General features: G+C 34.1%; 16 protein-coding genes and 1 other annotated feature. Of the genes, 13 read left to right on the forward strand and 3 right to left on the reverse strand.

From position 1 onward, the window contains the following. The first annotated feature begins 87 nt into the window (after positions 1 to 87). The 3 genes from AC6CHR_RS11320 to AC6CHR_RS11330 all read left to right on the forward strand — a co-directional run bounded on the left by AC6CHR_RS11320 (position 88) and on the right by AC6CHR_RS11330 (position 4527). Positions 88 to 795 (forward strand): class I SAM-dependent methyltransferase, encoded by a 708-nt coding sequence (locus AC6CHR_RS11320; protein ID WP_498248860.1) that lies wholly within the window; start codon positions 88 to 90, stop codon positions 793 to 795. 126 nt (positions 796 to 921) lie between these two features. Further along, a complete protein-coding gene (locus tag AC6CHR_RS11325) occupies positions 922 to 4185 on the forward strand; it encodes a DEAD/DEAH box helicase (RefSeq protein WP_498248861.1) in 3264 nt (1087 codons plus the stop codon). A 114-nt stretch (positions 4186 to 4299) separates the two neighbouring features. Next, positions 4300 to 4527, forward strand: coding sequence for a hypothetical protein (locus AC6CHR_RS11330; RefSeq protein ID WP_498248863.1), 228 nt, complete (start codon positions 4300 to 4302; stop codon positions 4525 to 4527). A 48-nt stretch (positions 4528 to 4575) separates the two neighbouring features. Here the strand turns inward: AC6CHR_RS11330 and AC6CHR_RS11335 are convergent, their stop codons facing one another. After that, positions 4576 to 5574, reverse strand: a complete 999-nt coding sequence (locus AC6CHR_RS11335; protein ID WP_498248865.1) for a hypothetical protein — start codon at positions 5572 to 5574, stop codon at positions 4576 to 4578. A gap of 375 nt (positions 5575 to 5949) precedes the next feature. Between AC6CHR_RS11335 and AC6CHR_RS11340 the strand changes: the two genes are divergently transcribed. Next, positions 5950 to 6204, forward strand: a complete 255-nt coding sequence (locus tag AC6CHR_RS11340; protein ID WP_498248866.1) for a hypothetical protein — start codon at positions 5950 to 5952, stop codon at positions 6202 to 6204. A 341-nt stretch (positions 6205 to 6545) separates the two neighbouring features. Here AC6CHR_RS11340 and AC6CHR_RS11345 read toward each other — a convergent pair whose 3' ends face one another. Next, positions 6546 to 7280 carry a 3'-5' exonuclease gene (locus AC6CHR_RS11345; RefSeq protein WP_498248867.1) on the reverse strand — a complete coding sequence of 245 codons (735 nt, stop codon included), beginning with the start codon at positions 7278 to 7280 and terminating at the stop codon, positions 6546 to 6548. A 6-nt stretch (positions 7281 to 7286) separates the two neighbouring features. Continuing rightward, a complete protein-coding gene (locus AC6CHR_RS11350) occupies positions 7287 to 9200 on the reverse strand; it encodes a DUF294 nucleotidyltransferase-like domain-containing protein (RefSeq protein WP_498248869.1) in 1914 nt (637 codons plus the stop codon). Between the two features lie 195 nt (positions 9201 to 9395). On the opposite strand from AC6CHR_RS11350, the gene AC6CHR_RS11355 reads away from it, so the two are divergent. The 9 genes from AC6CHR_RS11355 to ltaS all read left to right on the forward strand — a co-directional run bounded on the left by AC6CHR_RS11355 (position 9396) and on the right by ltaS (position 19158). Further along, entirely contained in the window at positions 9396 to 10052 is a 657-nt protein-coding gene (locus AC6CHR_RS11355) for a peptidylprolyl isomerase (RefSeq protein WP_498248870.1), read from the forward strand. A 149-nt stretch (positions 10053 to 10201) separates the two neighbouring features. Continuing rightward, positions 10202 to 10657, forward strand: a complete 456-nt coding sequence (locus AC6CHR_RS11360) for a GNAT family N-acetyltransferase (protein ID WP_498248871.1) — start codon at positions 10202 to 10204, stop codon at positions 10655 to 10657. 2 nt (positions 10658 to 10659) lie between these two features. Continuing rightward, positions 10660 to 11271 carry a transglutaminase domain-containing protein gene (locus AC6CHR_RS11365; RefSeq protein ID WP_498248873.1) on the forward strand — a complete coding sequence of 204 codons (612 nt, stop codon included), beginning with the start codon at positions 10660 to 10662 and terminating at the stop codon, positions 11269 to 11271. Positions 11272 to 11329: 58 nt separating this feature from the next. Beyond that, entirely contained in the window at positions 11330 to 11788 is a 459-nt protein-coding gene (locus AC6CHR_RS11370; RefSeq protein WP_498248874.1) for a 2-thiouracil desulfurase family protein, read from the forward strand. Between the two features lie 49 nt (positions 11789 to 11837). Next, positions 11838 to 12194 carry a VOC family protein gene (locus tag AC6CHR_RS11375; protein ID WP_498248875.1) on the forward strand — a complete coding sequence of 119 codons (357 nt, stop codon included), beginning with the start codon at positions 11838 to 11840 and terminating at the stop codon, positions 12192 to 12194. Between the two features lie 199 nt (positions 12195 to 12393). Beyond that, positions 12394 to 12648: a binding site (T-box leader), on the forward strand. Between the two features lie 199 nt (positions 12649 to 12847). Next, on the forward strand, positions 12848 to 14551 hold the full coding sequence (locus AC6CHR_RS11380) for a 2-isopropylmalate synthase (protein ID WP_498248876.1): 1704 nt from the start codon (positions 12848 to 12850) through the stop codon (positions 14549 to 14551). 452 nt (positions 14552 to 15003) lie between these two features. Beyond that, positions 15004 to 15540, forward strand: a complete 537-nt coding sequence (locus AC6CHR_RS11385) for a DinB family protein (RefSeq protein ID WP_498249134.1) — start codon at positions 15004 to 15006, stop codon at positions 15538 to 15540. Positions 15541 to 16522: 982 nt separating this feature from the next. After that, complete coding sequence (locus AC6CHR_RS11390) at positions 16523 to 16843, forward strand: VOC family protein (RefSeq protein ID WP_498249135.1); 321 nt, start codon at positions 16523 to 16525, stop codon at positions 16841 to 16843. Between the two features lie 368 nt (positions 16844 to 17211). Next, a complete protein-coding gene (gene ltaS / locus AC6CHR_RS11395) occupies positions 17212 to 19158 on the forward strand; it encodes a lipoteichoic acid synthase (protein ID WP_498248877.1) in 1947 nt (648 codons plus the stop codon). Positions 19159 to 19341 lie beyond the last annotated feature (183 nt).

Here is a 19341-nt window from a genome sequence, read left to right on the forward strand (position 1 = left end):
AGTTGAGAATTGGTAAGATATAGTGTCATATTAACATCTCAAAGTGGTGTGCTAACCTATTAATTGCTTTTTTATAAGGAGAGTAATATGAAAAGGAAATTAACAGATACGTATAATCAGTTAGCGAATGATTACGAACATAATGTCGATACTAAAAATCTATATAACATAGAATATGAAAGACCTGTGATGATGAGTCTTTTACCTACTAATTTAGAAGCAATGTCTGTATTTGATGCAGGTTGTGCGGCAGGTTGGTATTCTTTACAATTAGCTGACCGAGGAGCACAGGTCATTGCAACTGATATAAGTCCAAATATGGTTGCAGCGGCGAAGCGACGAGTAGGTGAAAAGGCTGAAGTACATTGTCTAGACTTAGAGGGGAAACTCCCTTTTAAAGATGCTACATTTGACTATATTATAAGTTCTTTAGTGCTTCATTACATAAAAAATTGGAGCATCACATTTAGTGAATTCAAACGAGTGTTAAAACCTAATGGGAAATTGATATTTTCAATTCATCATCCATTCATGGATATTAAACTGTCTGATTCAAAAGATTACTTTTCAACTGAACTAATTATTGATAAATGGGAGAAAGAAGCGCAAGTGCATGAAGTACCTTTCTTTCGACGCCCGTTACATGAAATCATAAATGAAACACATGAACATTTTATTATTGAGAAACTAATTGAGCCTCAACCTACAAGTGAGTTTAAATTGGTAGATGTTAAAGGATATGAAAAACTAATGAAAACTCCTCATTTTTTGATTATCCAGGCGATAAATAAATGAAGTCCACTAGTCGCTGGGACTAAGGATGATTGTTGAAGCGCTTGTTCACAGAAAAGAAAGGAGTTGGTGGTCAACTCCTAACTCCTTTTACACTATTCGTACGAGTTGACTAGAAAGGAAAATGGCATGAATCAGTTGATAAGCCAATTCATAATTAAAGAACTTTGTGGTGAGTATTCATATAAAAAAGGAGAAAGCTTATATCAAAGAAACAAAGTGATTTTCAACAAATACGATCCTGACAGCTCCCTTTGTGTGGCTAAGGTTAAAGGGAACAGTGACTTTTTTGTTACACTTGAAAATAGAAACGGCCTAATCGAAGCGAGTTGCACCTGTCCAACATTAGCTTCAATTGAAAAACGATGTCAACATGTTGCAGCAGTTCTCGTTGGTATTAGAAATCTTCAGAACCGCTCCACAGAAGGTCATTCCCTTTTTCCAAATCCATCTTTTGAAACTCCAGATCACTCATCAAGGATCTCTGCTTCAGATATCCAATTAACGAATCATATGCTTGACCTTTTTGTAGAAAAGCCAGTGCCACTAAATAGCATGCAGCATCATGTCGATAACAGAGAATTAGTCGACGTAGAGTTCTCGTGTAAGCCAATAAGGATTGATCAAAAACAGCATCTATTAGGAATCGAACTTAGCATTGGCAACAAATCATTCTATCCAATTCGGCAATTAAGAGACTTTTTAAACCATATTAAGCAGGGGGAAATATATCAAGTTGCAAATGAATTCAGCTATAATCCAACTCTTCATTGTTTTACAAAAGAAAACGATGCTGTCATAAAAATGTTAATTCAGGTGTACCAAAATGAATCAATCTATCTTAACACATTAAATACACAACGAGAGCATCTATCTGATGCCAAAACGATGCTTTTACCTGCTTCATCATTGGAGCGTATTTTACCATTGTTACTTAACGCACCGTTGGTCAAACTAATCCATGCGGATGGTATCTATCATGGTTTTACTTTTTCAGATGAGAAAATTCCACTTATGTTTGAGTTTGGTGAAACAACAATAAATGGTAGTTACCAATTAAACGTGAGAAATCTAAGGCAAATTACTGTGATGGAAGCGTATGGTTACGTCCTTTTTGAAAATAAACTTAAAAAAATGAAGGAAGAAGACTCCAACCGCCTTATAGAACTTAAACAAATGCTTACTGCATCAGGGAAGAATCAATTTATCATTCCAGCAAATCAAATCGAGGAGTTTGTTGAAAAGGTAATACCTGGTTTAATGAAATTAGGGAGTGTCCATCTATCTAAAGTTGTCGCAAAACGGCTAGATAAGGCCCCACTAAAGGCTAAGTTGTATTTGGATCGCCTTAAAAATAGGCTACTTGCTGGGCTTGAATTTCAATATGGGAATTTGGTTATTAACCCCTTAGAAGAGAATCAGAAACAAGTTGGTGTTTCTCCACTACTTAGAGATGAAGATAAGGAGCGAGAAATCTTACAGTTGATGGAGGAGAGTTTATTTTCGAAGACGGAGGAAGGGTATTACCTTCATAACGAAGACTTAGAATATACCTTTTTATATCATATTGTCCCTAAGTTAAAGAATTTTGTTGAGATTTATGCAACAACGGCAGTGCGATCACGGCTATTTACTAAAAACGCTCATCCGAAAATAAGAATAAAAAGAGACGAACGGACAGATTGGCTCGTTTTTCGATTTGATATAAATGGAATTCCCGATGCAGAGATTCGAGAGCTTCTTACCTCAATGGAAGAAAAAAGAAAATATTACCGATTAAGAAACGGTTCAATATTATCGTTAGAAACTGCTGAATTTAAAGAGTTAAACCGTTTTATAAATGGTCTAGGTGTCGACATAAACGAACTTGATAAGGATATCCAATTGCCAATGACTCGTGGAATGCAAGTGATAAATGAACTTGATAATGATGAGGTTATCGTTCTTGAAGATTCACTTCGTCAGTTTTTAGATGAGTTACGAAATCCGACGACTTTAACCTTTCCGATACCTGAACAATTAACAACAATACTTAGAGATTATCAAAAACAGGGTTATCAGTGGTTAAAGACGTTGGCTCAATATCGGTTCGGCGGTATCCTTGCAGATGATATGGGGTTGGGGAAGACGCTGCAAAGCATCACCTTCATTCTCTCTGTTCTACCTGAAATTAGAGATAAGAAATTGCCAGTCATAATAGTTGCGCCATCATCTCTCATGTATAATTGGTGGAATGAATTGAAGAAGTTTGCACCAGAAATAAATCCTGTCATAATTACAGGTCCAAAAATAGAACGTCAAAAACTGTTGAAAAATGTGAAAGATTTTGATGTTGTGATTACGTCCTATCCACTTTTACTGAAAGATGCGAACTTATATAATGAGCTGTTTTTCCATACATTCTTTTTGGATGAAGCACAGGCCTTTAAAAATTACGAGACAAAGACAGCTAAAGTGGTAAAACAAATCAAAGCAACGAATCGATATGCACTAACTGGTACTCCGGTTGAGAATTCAATTGACGAATTATGGTCGATTTTCGAGGTCGTTTTTCCGACTCTATTACCTGGGAGGAAGGAATTTCATAACCTAACGAGAAAATCAATCACGAAACGAGTAGCCCCGTTTATCCTTCGTCGACTTAAGACCGACGTACTAGATGAACTACCGGATAAGATTGAGTCGATTCATTCATCTGAACTTCATCCAGAGCAGAAGAAATTGTATGTCGCTTACCTATCTAAGCTTAAACATGATGCATTGAAGCATTTAAACAAGAATACCCTACAAAAAAACAAAATAAAAATTCTTGCTGGTTTAACTCGACTTCGTCAACTTTGTTGTCATCCTGCTTTATTTATTGATGGCTATAAAGGGAGTTCTGCTAAATTTGATCAATTGATGACAATTGTTAACGAATGTCAAAGTACAGGAAGAAGAATATTGATTTTTTCTCAATTCACTAAAATGCTTGATATCATCGGGCGCGATTTAGCAAGAAAGGGAATTCCTTATTTTTATTTGGACGGAAAAACACCATCATCAGAGCGAGTAGAATTATGTGATCGATTTAATAACGGTGAAAAGGATTTGTTTTTAATCTCGTTGAAGGCTGGCGGCACAGGACTAAATTTAACTGGTGCTGATACTGTTATCCTTTATGATTTATGGTGGAACCCAGCAGTTGAGCAACAAGCAGCAGATCGGGCACATCGTATTGGTCAAAAAGAAGTGGTCCAGGTTATCAAACTAGTCGCAGAAGGAACGATAGAAGATAAAATGAATGAACTCCAAGAGAAAAAGAAAAATTTAATCGAGGAGATTATTCATCCTACACTTGAGAATTCTGGATCCTTATCTGAGGAAGATATAAAGGAAATCCTTATGATCTGACTTTTTTATTTGCGCTAGACTTTTACATTAAATAAATGTGAATAATCATTTGCATATTGTCCATTCTAAGGATTAATCGCTCATAAAGCAGAACAATTGTAGGGGGCAAAAAATGTGGATTCATATGAGATAAATAATATGATTATTGATGATGATTTTGATAGCGAAGAATATGTCACAGTGACTTTTAATTCTAATGAAAAACAGTATAGTATGACTTTAAAAAAGGCAGATCTAGAAATCATTAATACATGGGTTTTCGAAGATGATACATCAATACCAGCAAATGTATCGAAGTCGATGATAGAAGCGATTAGACAAGATATTAAAATGAGAATTTAGTCTAAACTAAATTCTCATTTTTTAGGATGATGATTGAAATAAAGGCTTCTAACCATTTATCCTTACCATCTGTTCCTTTGTTTTAAATCCAAGTGAAGTTGTCAGGTCAACAACATCAATATTTACGGTCACAAAATCTGAATTAGCTAGCGTATTTAACTCAAGTTGGTTTAGTGGAAATTCAAGTTTGTCTTGTTGATCGGTTGAAATCAGATGAATCTCGTGAGTTTTATTAGTTCTATTGGAACGAGATTGAAGATTTAACCGATAGGCTACATTTGCCTTCTTTTCAATTAGATAGGTTAGTTTAGACTTATTCCAGTCTACTAGTTTAGGAGACTGAATAAGCCGGTTTTTATCAATACTTAATCCACTTTGTTCTTCAATATAGTGTAATAATTCTTGACTTTCTAGAACATTGGGAAGCTGCTGGTTTTCATGTATAGTCCGCTTATAGAAAGCTTCATTATTAGTCACACTCTTACTATCCATCTTATTTGTAGTACCATATAATAATACATAATCATCGGCAAAAACTTCCTGTGGATAGAAAGCATGATCGTTATCTGAGTAATTCCAAAAGGCATCCCAGCGTAGAGTAGTTACATCTATTCCACGTTTTAATTGCCAAGTCGAGAAGGGGAAATGATGTTCTGGAAAATAGTGATAGCCAAAATGATGGCCATATTCATGTGACAGAGTTTCGCGATAATCAACTGGTTCTTTGTATTTGTCTCCTTGATATAAGGTAATCGTCTTCGATAACGCATGATAACTACCTTTTGTAAGCGAAGCGGAAAGTTGTTCTCCATATATTTTGACTTGCTGTAATTGTTTAATTTCGTTCCCATGTTTATTTTTAATAAGTTCTTTGTATAAATTAATCAGGTTGTTTTTATCCCAACTCACTGAAAAACTAACAAATTGGATACCTTCAGGTGATTTGTAGGTAGCAACATATCCATCGTTTGATGCAAGAGGATTAAAACTAATCAGAAACGGGAAAGTCAATAGTAATATAATAAAATAGAACTTTAGTTTCTGCATACTTTTCACATCCTTCTACTAATCTTAACATGTATACAGAGAAAGGTAATTGGTATCATTTGTTTAGGATTTACATAAACGGTTGTTGCTTATGGGGACTGATTAAAAGCATTAATTATTTGCTTAATTCTTCACAAATAAGACGAGGTATATATTAAAATAACCTATATACACCACCTAGACTAATTACGCATAAAGTCTAATAGAATCAGTTGTCCTATAGCCAAATGAAAATCATTTTTGAAATATGAATAATTTTGTCAAAAGTTTCATATAAATATTTTTAAAAAATAGTTTTCAAAACACAAAATATAGGGTATCATACTAATAATCAGAATTTACAGAAAATAAATCCTAAATGTGAGGTGCTTTTAAATGAAAAATGTTAACATTGCTTTTGATAACCGTCTGGAAACAAATCCTTGTATACATTACTTACAAGATGGAGATCTACAATACAAAACTGATAATGAACTCATTTTGAAGCATTTACACGAGTTACCACATGATTTTATGGATATGACATTATTTGATATAGATGGGGATGGTTGTGTTTATACATTCTCACACATTACTGATCATTACGTTGGAGAAATAAAAATTAAAGCGGCAATCTTTAAAAAAATATAAATTGAAAGTTTTATATAATAACGTGTCCTCGTGACCTTTAAAAAAACTTGAACACTCAAGCCCCTTTGGATGATCCTCTAAAGGGGTTTTTTATGTTGGAAAGAAATAAAAAGGAAATTCTTCAATTAAAAGAAAGTATCTGTTTTTTTCTATATATAAATAACAGTAATGGGACTAGTAAAGAGAATTTAACAAAGGAGTAAAAGCAGGTGAGAAAGTACAGATACCGGGGTTCTAAAAGAGTAGGAATTATTTCCCTTATTTGGGTATTGGAGATAAAAGTATACCTGTGTCACTTTTATCAGATTAAAAAGGAATCCTAATGCCTTATGATCATATAGTCAGACATTAGGGTTATTTCCATGAAGGCTAATTAATTCAGTAATATTTGTACTAGCTACTTCCTCATAAGACTTCAAAAGCTGAATGAAAATCTCTGCTGTCATGATAGCATCGTTTAATGCATGATGCCTTTCTCGTGAGGCAATATTTAAGCGATCAACTAAATTATCTAAATAATTTCGTTTTCCAGCAAATAAATGGTTTGCTAGTGAGTGTGAATCAATAAAGATAGGGGTAAAACTAGGTAGTTGCCACTGTTTAATCACATTTTGAAGAAAATCGATATCAAAGGTAGCGGGGTGGGCGACAAGAATGCTCCCTGCACTATAATCAAGAAATTTTTGTAAACCAATCGGAAATGATTGTGCTTTTTCAAGGGTATCGAACGTTAATCCAGTAAGTTCCTGGATGGGTATAGGTATTTTATTTAACGGTTTCATAACTGTGTAAAAGGCTTCATCATATTGTAACGAAAGATTTTTTACTTTAATCGCACCAATTGAAAGGATTTCATCACCAATACTTGGGAAAAAACCAGTAGTTTCTAAATCAAAGATGGTGAACGTACTAGTAGCTATTTCATCTAGATTTAATCCAGTTTGACTTTGTATGAATTCTACAATCGATTTGGCGGCCTTAGTATATTCGGGCAAATCGGTCAATTTGTTGACTTGATTTTTTATCTGAAATTGGTCCCAAAGATAATATTTAATAATTTTTATATCACTTGGCAAATTGCACTACACCACCCGGTTCCGATTGAAGCTAATCTTGGTTACTTGCTGCATTCGATGTGCAACCTGGAGAGCTTCTTTTATCTTGAGACGATCTTCTTTCAACAGTTCAAAGACGTTTACTTCATTAGTAACTTGTTCATTTTTTGCTATTTCAGTTAAGTTTTGATGTAACCGATAATATTGTAAATAGTGGAGAGCTGTTTTGGCATTTTCGACATCTCTAGGATGCATCGCATTAATTTTTTTTAAAGCATCAAGTCTTTTTATTGTACTGACCTCGTATATGCCGTATTTTATTGAATTAATTCTAGTAGAATAGATAATTTGTGTTAGACCAGTTTTTTTGATATTTATCTTTTTATTTTTATGCTTAAGATTAATAATTCCAAACGGATGTGCAGGTGTTTTATAGCGTAAGGCATCTTTCATTAAAAGTTGTTGTAACGTTTTTGAACGCTTTGCTGTCTCGGTTAAGTAGGATCTTATTTCTTCTGCTAATGTAAAGTCACCAAAAATCGGTCTGAAATCATAGAACATAGTGAAATTCTGAATTTCCTCGGCATCTAGTTCTTTTTTCCATTCATCAATTTCATGTTTCCAACCAGATAATGATTTTCGCCACTTTTCTTCACGAGCCATAATCCCGCCAGTGCATTCTGGAAAACCTGACAAACTTAAGTGGTGATTAATTTTCTTGGTGAAAAGCTTAAAGTATGCTTCGATTATGGTTCTATTTGTTAAATGCTCATAATCATCTAAGATCAATCCATTATCTTGGTCAGTACTAAATCCTTGTTCATGGCGTGCTTGACTGCCCATGACAATAAAGCAATAATTTACCGGTGGAGACCCGAATCCCTCTAACTTCATTTGACTCTCGACTAGTTTAATAATTTGTCGATGGAGATTATCATTATGATTGGTGATGACTTCAGCAACCTCATAGGCATAGCTTCCTTTTTCAACAAGTTCATGAACAAACGATTGAAGAGTTTTGTTGACCAAGGGTCCTTGAAGTAAAAGAGAATCTAATGTTTTTGAATTTTTGACATTATACGTTAGATCAAGATAACTGGAGTCTTCAAGGTTTAGAAATGAGCGACTTGTCAATGTGCCAATTACTTTTTGATTGTGAACTACTGGTATTAAATCGACCGCTTTATTTTTTATAAACGAAAGTGCTTCAAAAGCAAACGCATCGCCTAGAACTGTGATCGGTGTTGAATCCATCCAATTGCCAACGTGATGGCTACTTTTCTTTTCTGAAAGATAATGTAATAATTCTTTGTTTGTTAACACACCTGAAATGCCTGAAGTGTTGTCACTAACTATTAGGCCGGGAACACTTTTTTCTCGCATAATACGTGCAGCATGTTCCATTGTATCCTTTGCATCAATATAGACAGCTGAATCCATTAATGTTTTAACACGAGTTTTTAATAGAGTGAGATTTTCCTCGTCCTCTTGACTTGGTTTATTTTTTATTTCATCATACAAGGATTTTGTGCGTTCTCCAATACTTTCCCATATCACTTTGGAAAAGTCGTTGTTCCGTGTCATAATTTCAAAGAAATGGCGTTTATTTAGTTTGAAAACTGTAGAATCCTCTAACGCTTGAACCGAAAAATTCAACTCACCGCTTGTAAACATCACCATTAAACCAATGATGTCACCTGGATAATAATAGCGAAGGGACACTTGTTTACCATTGGATTGGTGGAGGATGTTTTTCGCAAGACCTGACACAAGAAAATAAAGGTCTATATCCTCTGCTGATTCATCCTCATGAAACATAAATTCCTTTTTAGAAAAAGTAGATTGTTGAGCTTTATCCGTCATTTCTTGAAGCTGATAATCCGTTAATAAGGTAAAAGGATAGTAATCCTTCAATAAAAGATTTAATTCTGATAAGGACATGTTAGACACCACCTTTAATTATCATGTATACTTTTACGGTAACATAAATCTGGAGTAAAGTTAAATCAATGAAACACAGGTAAATTGTTCCTGCTAAATGACAAGTGTTATTCGTAAAAAAATTATGAATGATTTTCTAAGCATTGGTGGAAGGAATAACAGATTATTAACTTTTCGACATGAAGGGAGTATGACATGAAACTAAATTTAAAATTTATTCAAGTGATGATCGTTTTGGTCGTGTTAACAATTCTAGGGGGCTGTGGCACCACAGAAAAAGATGTTAAATCCAATGGTTCAGAAGAGAAGAAACAACCAGCACAGGTTATTGAAGATAATCCAGTTGTTACATTGACCATGGAGAGCAATGATATAATCAAAATAGAATTATATCCAACGATTGCACCAAATACAGTGAATAATTTTGTTTCACTAATCGAGTCAGGCTTTTATGATGGCTTAATTTTTCATCGTGTTATACCAGGGTTTATGATTCAAGGTGGAGATCCAGATGGGAATGGGACAGGTGGACCTGATTACGGTATTGAAGGTGAATTTTCGTCTAATGGGTTTGAGAATTCATTGAAACATGAACGTGGTGTCATTTCGATGGCGCGGTCACAAGCACCTGATTCTGCAGGTTCTCAATTTTTCATTATGACTGAAGATGCTAGTAGCTTAGATGGTGATTATGCTGCTTTTGGTAAAGTAACAGAAGGTATGGAAGCAGCTGATCGTATAGTGAATGTTGAAAGAGATCAGCAGGATAAACCGTTAGAGGATCAAACAATAAAAAAAATGACGGTTGATACGTTTGGGATAGATTATCCAGAACCTAAAAAGGCTGAGTAATAAAATTGGTTGAAAGCAGTTGATGTATATCGCTGCTTTTTTTATGGTTTCAAATATGTAAACGCTTAATTTTAAAATACCACTTGTATAAATATCCAACCGAACTTATAATGATACAAAATACCTTATATTAGGAGTGGGGACATGGGATGGAAAATGCAGTGTGGATTAATGGAGAATATCAGATAACAACCAATAAAGATGATTTAGATTTTGATTTCATTTTTCGATTTTTAACGAAGGAATCTTATTGGTCAAAGGGGATATCAAAAGAGGATGTCGGAAAATCTATTGATCATTCTACGATTTGTTTTGGAATATATGAGACAACAGATGATAACGAAAAAAAGCAAATCGGTTTTGCGAGAGTCATATCAGATTTAGTCACACATGCATATATTCAGGATGTTTTTATTGTTGAGGGTTATCGTAAACTTGGTTTAGGAAAGTGGTTGGTAGAAACGATTATCGCATGTAATGAATTGAAAATACGTAGAATCATGTTAAGCACAGATGACGCCCATTCATTTTATTCGAAATTTGGTTTCGAAAAACTTGATAAACCTGAATTTTTTATGCAAATTAAAGGAAAAGGGGCTATTTGATCATGTCCAAACTACAACCTGAATCTCCCAACCTATCAGATTATTTAAAAGAATTACCGGTTGTTAATTATTCTGATACGAATATTCAAAAAAAATGCAAAGATTTGTTTGATAAGGATCATTCAGAAATTGAAAAGGTTAAAGTAGCCTTTGAATTTGTAAGAGATTATATCTCTCATTCTTGGGATATACAAAGTTGTAAAGTTACGTGCATTGCCTCAGAGGTGCTGAAGTATAAGGAAGGAATATGTTATGCAAAAGCAAATTTATTAGCAGCTTTATTACGTGCGATTAACATCCCAACAGGTTTTTGCTACCAAAGGTTGATGATTTTTGATACGCCCGAAGGAGGGTACAGTCTTCATACCTTAAACGGTATTTACCTCCAATCAATCAATCGCTGGATTCGTTTAGATGCACGTGGTAACAAGCCGGGAGTTCAAGCCGAATTTTCAACAACGGAAGAAATTCTCGCTTTTCAAATTCGAGAAGAATATGATGAAGTGGATTATCCTATTATCTATACGACTCCGAATAAGAAGACGATTACAACATTAGCAACAAATCCGAATGCATTAGAAATGTATGTTCATAATTTGCCAGATACTTTATAACATGTAGACTATAAGTATAAGTATTTAGTAGATTTATTTTAAATTGAGGTGATCGTGTTTGATTTTAGTAAGCTCTTGTTTAGCCGGTTTAAAGGTGAGATACAACGGTACACATTGTCTAAATGCTAAAATAAGCGATTTATTAATAGAAGATCGAGCAATCGCTATCTGTCCGGAATTACTCGGAGGGTTTGCGACACCGCGAGAACCGGCAGAGATCATTGGTGGTGATGGATACGATGTACTGAATGGAAATGCCAAAGTGATCGAGAAATCAGGTAGAGATGTAACGGAGTTATACATAAATGGAGCGTACGTTACGTTAAAAAAAGCTCAAGAGTTACATGCAACATTAGTGGTTCTTAAAGAGAACAGTCCATCCTGCGGAAGTACAACGATCTACAACGGTGAGTTTAAAGGAAAAAAAAGAATCGGTATTGGTGTCACAACTGCTTTGCTTAGAAAGAATGGAATACGTGTCATATCAGAGGATTTGTTTCTAAATGAAAGCATATAGTCATGATTTGAGTTTTTATGCTTAAAAGCTTAGAGAAGGGGTGAAGTCAGTGTCAGTTGCTTTAAATCTTGTTGTCATTTATTCTCATAATCTTAGCAAATCAACTGGGTTTTATGAAAAACTAGGTCTCACTTTTGAACAAGAACAACATGGTAATGGACCATTACATTATTCGTGTAATCTTGGGTCTGTAGTTTTAGAGATCTATCCAGCCTTGAATAATACGCTAACTACAAAGCTTAGACTAGGATTTTCGTTACCAGATATTGAAAAGTCGATTGAGGATATTAAAACTCTAGGACACTTTGTTATAACCGAACCTACGATAAGCGAATGGGGAAAACGGGCTGTAATTGAAGATCCAGATGGATATAAAGTGGAGTTGATAGAAAATATAAAACAGTAGTAAGAGTAGCCTACGTGAAGGTTAATAGATGCAATGATATCTAGAAAATAATTTAGAGTATTTTAAATTCTCTAATCCGTGACAAAGAATCATTCACTATGCGGACACCCAATAATAATATAAGAATTAACCCTATTTCCACTATATAAAAATTCACCCTTGCAAAGATGAAAATGACTTGGTATAATATTCTAAATATTAAAATACATTGATAAGGACTAGTATGGTTTTATAAGCGCACAGAGAGCTGTTGGTTGGTGCAAAACAGCCGTGGATGAAATCTGAACTCACCTTGTAGTAGCTCACTGAAATGTTTAGAGTAGGTTGAGACGGAGCCTAACCGTTATAATAGGTAGATATAAGGTATGTAAAACCTTTATCTGTCGAGTGCATACCTATTTGGTATGAATTAGAGTGGTACCGCGTAAGATGTTATAAGTCTTTCGTCTCTATGTTTATAGAGATGTTAGGCTTTTTTGTGCTTCTAATAAATAATGGCTGTCAGCGTAAGGATTCCTTTATTAAAAAGAACTTATACTTGTTTGTAAAAAGCTCATATCCTAAATCTAAATGGTGTAAGCATGACAAGAATTTGTCGGAAAAATGCAGAAAACTTCATGAAGCAAAATTTACTCACTGAAAGGGTGTCTTAAATGAAAAATGTAGAAAAATATGCCAGAGGTTATTTTATGCCACCAGTAACAAGCATGAAGTGGGCCGAGAGAGAGTATATTACTGAACCACCTACTTGGTGTAGTGTCGATCTACGAGACGGGAATCAAGCTTTGGTTGTACCGATGAATCTTGAAGAAAAACTAGAATATTTTCAATTACTTGTGAAAATTGGCTTTAAGGAAATTGAAGTTGGCTTCCCTGCAGCATCAGAAACAGAATATACGTTTTTGCGCACCTTAATTGAGGATCATTTAATTCCTGACGATGTAACAATTCAAGTTTTAACACAATCGCGTGATCATATTATCGAAAAGACGTTTGAATCACTAAGAGGTGCGAAGAAAGCAGTTGTTCATCTCTATAATTCAACTTCAGTAGCTCAGCGTGAGCAAGTATTTAAAAAATCAAAAGAAGAGATTATTGATATTGCTGTAAAGGGTGCGAAACTACTTAAAAAGTATGCGGCCGAGACTGACGGGAATTTCAAGTTTCAATACTCTCCTGAAAGCTTCACTGGAACTGAACTAGAATTTGCCCTTGAGATATGCAATAACGTTCTTGACGTTTGGCAACCAACAAATGATAACAAAGTCATCATTAATCTACCAGCAACAGTGTCTCTTTCTATGCCACACGTATATGCTAGTCAAATAGAATACATGAGTGATCATTTAAACTATCGAGACAATGTGATACTTTCACTACATCCACATAATGATCGCGGAAGCGGAGTATCCGATGCTGAATTAGGAATGTTGGCAGGTGGACAGAGAATCGAAGGTACATTGTTTGGTAATGGTGAAAGAACGGGAAATGTTGATATCGTTACCCTTGCCTTAAATATGTTTTCACATGGTGTTAATCCTTTGTTGAATTTTGAGAACATTCTTGAGATTATCGAAGTGTATGAACGGATGACGAAAATGAAGGTTAACGAGAGACAGCCTTATGGTGGAAAACTTGTTTTTGCTGCATTTTCTGGCTCACACCAAGATGCGATCGCAAAAGGAATGAAATGGCGTGAAGATCATAACTGTGACTATTGGACGGTCCCATATTTGATGATAGATCCTAAAGATATTGGTAGAGAATATGAAGGGGACGTTATCCGAATTAACAGTCAATCAGGAAAAGGTGGAATTGGCTATCTTCTTGAGCAACAATATGGTCTTGATCTTCCTAAGGAAATGCGTGAAACTTTCGGCTATAGTGTGAAAAATGTTTCTGATCGCAACCATAAAGAGGTCATGCCTGAAGAAATTTATCAAATTTTCTTAAGCGAATACGTGAATCTTACAACTCCGCTCGAATTTGTCAATTATAAATTTGTTCAGCATGATGATTTCCAAACGACGATTACGATAAAAATGAATGATAACGTTCAGGAATTCATCGGTGAAGGAAACGGTAGACTTGACGCAATTAGCAATGCTCTCCGGTCGAAGTTAGGTATTAAGTTTACTAAATTAATTTATAAAGAGCATGCCCAAGAATTAGGATCAAAATCAAACGCAGTATCGTATGTTGGAATAACCGCTCCAGATGGAACAGTATATTGGGGATGTGGGATTGACGTTGATATCATGACATCTTCAGTTAAAGCATTATTTAGTGCTATTAATAAAATGGTCATCAACGCAGAACTACCGATTGAAAAAAGTTTTTCTTTAGCAAATAAATAAATCTAAATTGAAAACTATATAATACATTTAAACAAGAAAAAAGACTCAATTTAGATAATCTAAATGGGTCTCTTTTTCTTGTTTTCACCGTACAAACGATAATAATCCTATCCGTTTCTATGTGAGTTGGATCACATGTTATGGTCTGATGATTTAGGGTAAAAATGAAGTCATAAGCTTAAAAATTAGTAGGTGGGGACGATGAAATTACTATTACCGAAACATATGGGGCATGGGCAATGCTACTAATCCTGTATATTCTTAGGATTGGAGTATTAGCATTTATTCCTCGTACATTTCGAGCATTTTTTCTTTTATAGTAAGCAATTAGCATTTTAATGAAGCAGAATAATTTTTGATCGTATTACTAAAAGAGAAAAAAAGGAATATTCGAATCGATAAAGAATAAGTCTATAAGTGTAAAACTAAACTTTAAAAGGGAGGTGACAGTTATTATTACCAGACCAGAAAAAAGTGAATATCACGAGTATTTTGCAAGTTACGTAAATGTAGTACCAGAAGGGGATCTTATCGAATTATTGCTGGTTCAGAATGAGGATACAAACAAGATGTTTATGGAACTAACCGATTTGCAGGGTCTTTTTAAATATGCACCTGAAAAATGGAGTGTAAAAGAAATAATTGGTCATCTTACGGATACTGAAAGAATTTTAAGTTATCCACTACTCTGTATAGCAAGAGGTGAAGCGATATCTCTACCAAAATATGATAAAAACGACTATATTAAAAATGCTATGTTTGATAAGCAACAATTGGAGGAACTCCTATTGCATCTAACAAGTGTAAGAAAATCCACTATCTGTCTATTAAAAGCGCTACAACCTGAAGACTGGTTAAGACGTGGAAGTGCTAATGGTCAAGAAGTTACTGTTCGTGCACTAGTAACAATACTTCTCGGTCACGAACTTCATCATCGAAGATTAATAAACGAACGGTATTTTGCATCGAGAGACTTCCCATTACAATAAATTTAGTAAGAATAGATAGAAATCCAATGAGTATTTAAATACGACCTAAAGGAATCTTTATTTGTGAAGTTTAATGTAGAATGTCATACTTTACATACTAAAATGATTTAAAAATAAATAATCTATTAAAATGACGTTTGATTCCACTAGTCGGCATATTTTATTTTGAAGCACAAAGTAAGCGGTTTATTTAAATAGAAGGAAAGCGGTTTATTTTTGGGATTAATGTTTTAATTTTGACTTATGAGTGTTTAATATAAACTCATAAGTGGTTCAATCTGGTAGAGATGAAAAATATCAGATATGTAGTTCAATAGCTACATTCAATGGACAAAATCCACGAAAAAAAGGCAGTGATTTCTTATAAATCGCTGTCTTTTACATTTTGTTAGTTTAATAAGGAATCAATTTTTTCATCAAGTCTTTTTAATAACAGGTAGTGTTGTATTCCGTTAATCAAAACAGAAGAGCAAGTTTTCTAAATGAGCGGTGTCCGGAGCCATTTGCTGCAATGCATCCTGCTTTGGCTAGTCAGTTTAATCTTCGTGAGGGAGGGTTAGTACAATTGACAAGACTTTTACAATTATTGATAGAACTTGTTGTAAATGGATAGAATCTCATTTACAACAAGTTCAGAAAATAGAATAATTTTTTGGGAAGTATCTTGATTTCAAGTTACTTTTTACTATTAATAGAGGAAATTGTCTTCTTGCGAAGAATTGTAATAATACAATTTTATAAAAAGGCTGTTTTCGCGAGGATTGTTGTTTTCCGTACAAAGTATGTATACGTTTTAAGGATATCTTCGTGTTCTTCTCGCTAGATTACTCTGATATCCCCTTGGATATAGCTTCAATTAAGATCATAAAAATCCGAAAGCCGATTTTTATTCGTACTAGAGCAATAAACTTTTAGAAAAGAGCCTATAGGAAAGAGGATGATTTAAATAGGTATAATAGCAGACAAAGTTGGTGCGGTATTCATACCAGTAAGCGATATATCTAGAGCACGTGAATGGTATTGTTCAATTCTAGATTTGGATCCAGACGTTGAAATTATAAATGGACATTTATGTTGTATACCGCTTGATAATAATGGTCTTAATATAGTGTTAGACAGCAAGATTTATTCAAAGGATTCTTATGCGAGATATCCAATGTTTCATTTTAATACGGAAGATATACACCAAGCATATCAATCTATGAAAGGAAGAGGGATTGAGTTAGTGACGAAGATTGAAGATGGTCACTGGTTTAATTTAAAGGATCCTGATGGTAATATGTTAATGGTCTGTAAATGCTAATCATTAGTTAAGGGCACTACTTTAGGTTTTAATCATCGTGTAGTGTTCTTTTCGTTTGCTTAAAATGAAATCATATCAAAAAATTCAAAATGATACGGTCATATCAACTAGCTACTTTTTTAAAAAAACCTCCAGTACTTCTGATTTCTGCACTTAAGTAGTCTCAACTATCCTACAAACCTTATACTCATGACTGTTCATAATTTGTTAATATATTAATGGTAAACTAGTGATCATTAGGCTTTTACGAATCTACTAACTTTATGAAAGTTTGACAAACCATGAAATTATAAGCTAATATGTATACTTGTTCGAAATGAATTGTAAATAGATTAGTTATTAATTTTACAAACTTTAAAAACTAAGAGGTGCAACAAATGAAATCAAAACTATTTTCATGGTTAAATAACCATATTGGTTTTTTACTATTAGCTACCGTATTATTATGGATCAAAACCTATACCGCATATAAAATAGAATTTAGTTTAGGTATTGAAAGTGCAATGCAAGAATTTCTTTTGTTCATAAATCCAGTCAGTTCTGTCATCTTTTTTTTAGGATTGGCTCTATTCTTTAAAGGGAAAAAATCAATTGTATGGATGATTATCCTTGATTTTCTTCTATCATTCTTACTATATGCAAATATCGTTTACTACCGATTTTTCTCGGATTTTATTACGTTACCAACACTAACACAAACAGGTAACGCTGGAGACTTAGGTCAGAGTATTGTAGCGTTGCTAAATCCATTTGATGTTTTGTATTTCGTAGATACAATTATTTTACTACTTTTGGTTTTAACTAAGGCTGTAAAACCAGCAGTTGGAAAAGTGAAAGCACGAACTTTAGTGATTGTCTTTAGTGCTGCAATAGCTCTATTTGCTGTAAATTTAGGTTTAGCAGAATCAGATCGACCACAATTATTAACAAGAACATTTGACCGTAATTACATTGTGAAATATTTAGGAATGTACAACTTTACCATATATGATGCAATTCAAAGTACAGGAGCATCTGCGCAACGTGCGATGGCTGATACTGATGATATTACAGAAGTTACTAACTATACAAATGCGATTTACGCTGAACCAGATCCTGAGTTATTTGGTGTAGCAAAAGGGAAAAATGTTATTTATGTTCACTTGGAATCATTACAAACCTTTATTATGGATTATAAGCTAAATGGTAAGGAAGTTACGCCATTCCTAAATTCGTTAACAAAGGATTCAAATACTTTTTACTTTGATAACTTTTTCCACCAAACGGGACAAGGTAAAACGGCTGATGCAGAATTCATGCTTGAGAACTCTTTATTTGGCTTACCACAGGGTGCAGCATTTTCAACAAAAGGTAGAAATACCTACCAAGCAGCACCAGCTATTTTAGGCCAATATGGATATACATCAGCAGTATTTCATGGAAATACGAAATCCTTCTGGAATCGTAATGAGATTTATAAATCTTTAGGTTTTGATAAGTTTTATGATTTAAGTTATTACGACGCAAATGACGAAGATATTTTAAATTATGGATTAAAGGATAAACCATTCTTTGAACAATCAATGCCAATGCTAGAATCATTAAGTCAACCGTTTTATACTAAATTTATAACAGTATCCAACCACTTCCCATATCCATTGGATCAAGAAGAAGCAACGATAGAAAAACATGTAACTGGCGATCCTTCAGTAGATAATTACTTTCAAACAGCTCGTTACTTAGACGAAGCTATAGAAGAATTTTTTACGCAATTAAAGGAATCGGGGTTATATGAGAATTCAATGATCGTTATGTATGGTGACCATTATGGAATTTCTGAGAATCATAACAAAGCAATGTCTAAAGTATTAGATAAAGAAGTTGGCAATTTTGAATATGCCCAATTACAAAGGGTTCCATTATTTATTCATATCCCTGGAGTAGAAGGAGGGGCTATGCATCAGTATGGTGGACAGGTAGATTTATTACCAACTGTTCTTCATTTACTTGGTGTTGATACAAAAAGAAACGTTCAAGTTGGGACAGATTTGTTTTCCGCAGATCATCAAGATGTTGTACCTTTCCGTAATGGCGACTTTGTGAGCGAAGAAGTGACAGGCTTAAATGGGAAGTATTACAATACGCTAACAGGTGAAAAAGTGGAGAGTACCCCAGAAATAGAACAGTTTGAAAAAATCAGCCAAATGAAGTTACAGATGTCAGATAAAATTGTCAATCAAGATCTATTACGATTTTATACTCCTGAAGGATTTGAACCGATAAATCCGGACGATTATGATTATACTAATCGTGAAGATGCCAAAAGTGTTAAATAAATAAGTTTTTTTAAGCTGTTAAGAGATGATTCTCTTAACAGTTTTTTTTTTTTTGAATTCTATAAACATAAAATGCCGCCGTAAGTAGCTAATCTTTATTTTTCTTTGGATCATTCAAATCAAATAATAATTAGTGGTCAACTTTGATAATAAATGATATAGATCCTAACAAATAAATGTAAA

The organism is Metabacillus sp. GQ13 (assembly GCF_059758525.1).

Coding starts and splice junctions, on each gene's coding strand:
- AC6CHR_RS11380 (WP_498248876.1), top strand. CDS start 12,848: ATGAAAAATGTAGAAAAATATGCCAGAGGTTATTTTATGCCACCAGTA.
- AC6CHR_RS11360 (WP_498248871.1), top strand. CDS start 10,202: ATGGAAAATGCAGTGTGGATTAATGGAGAATATCAGATAACAACCAAT.
- AC6CHR_RS11350 (WP_498248869.1), bottom strand. CDS start 9,200: ATGTCCTTATCAGAATTAAATCTTTTATTGAAGGATTACTATCCTTTT.
- AC6CHR_RS11320 (WP_498248860.1), top strand. CDS start 88: ATGAAAAGGAAATTAACAGATACGTATAATCAGTTAGCGAATGATTAC.
- AC6CHR_RS11355 (WP_498248870.1), top strand. CDS start 9,396: ATGAAACTAAATTTAAAATTTATTCAAGTGATGATCGTTTTGGTCGTG.
- AC6CHR_RS11340 (WP_498248866.1), top strand. CDS start 5,950: ATGAAAAATGTTAACATTGCTTTTGATAACCGTCTGGAAACAAATCCT.
- AC6CHR_RS11325 (WP_498248861.1), top strand. CDS start 922: ATGAATCAGTTGATAAGCCAATTCATAATTAAAGAACTTTGTGGTGAG.
- AC6CHR_RS11335 (WP_498248865.1), bottom strand. CDS start 5,574: ATGCAGAAACTAAAGTTCTATTTTATTATATTACTATTGACTTTCCCG.
- AC6CHR_RS11365 (WP_498248873.1), top strand. CDS start 10,660: ATGTCCAAACTACAACCTGAATCTCCCAACCTATCAGATTATTTAAAA.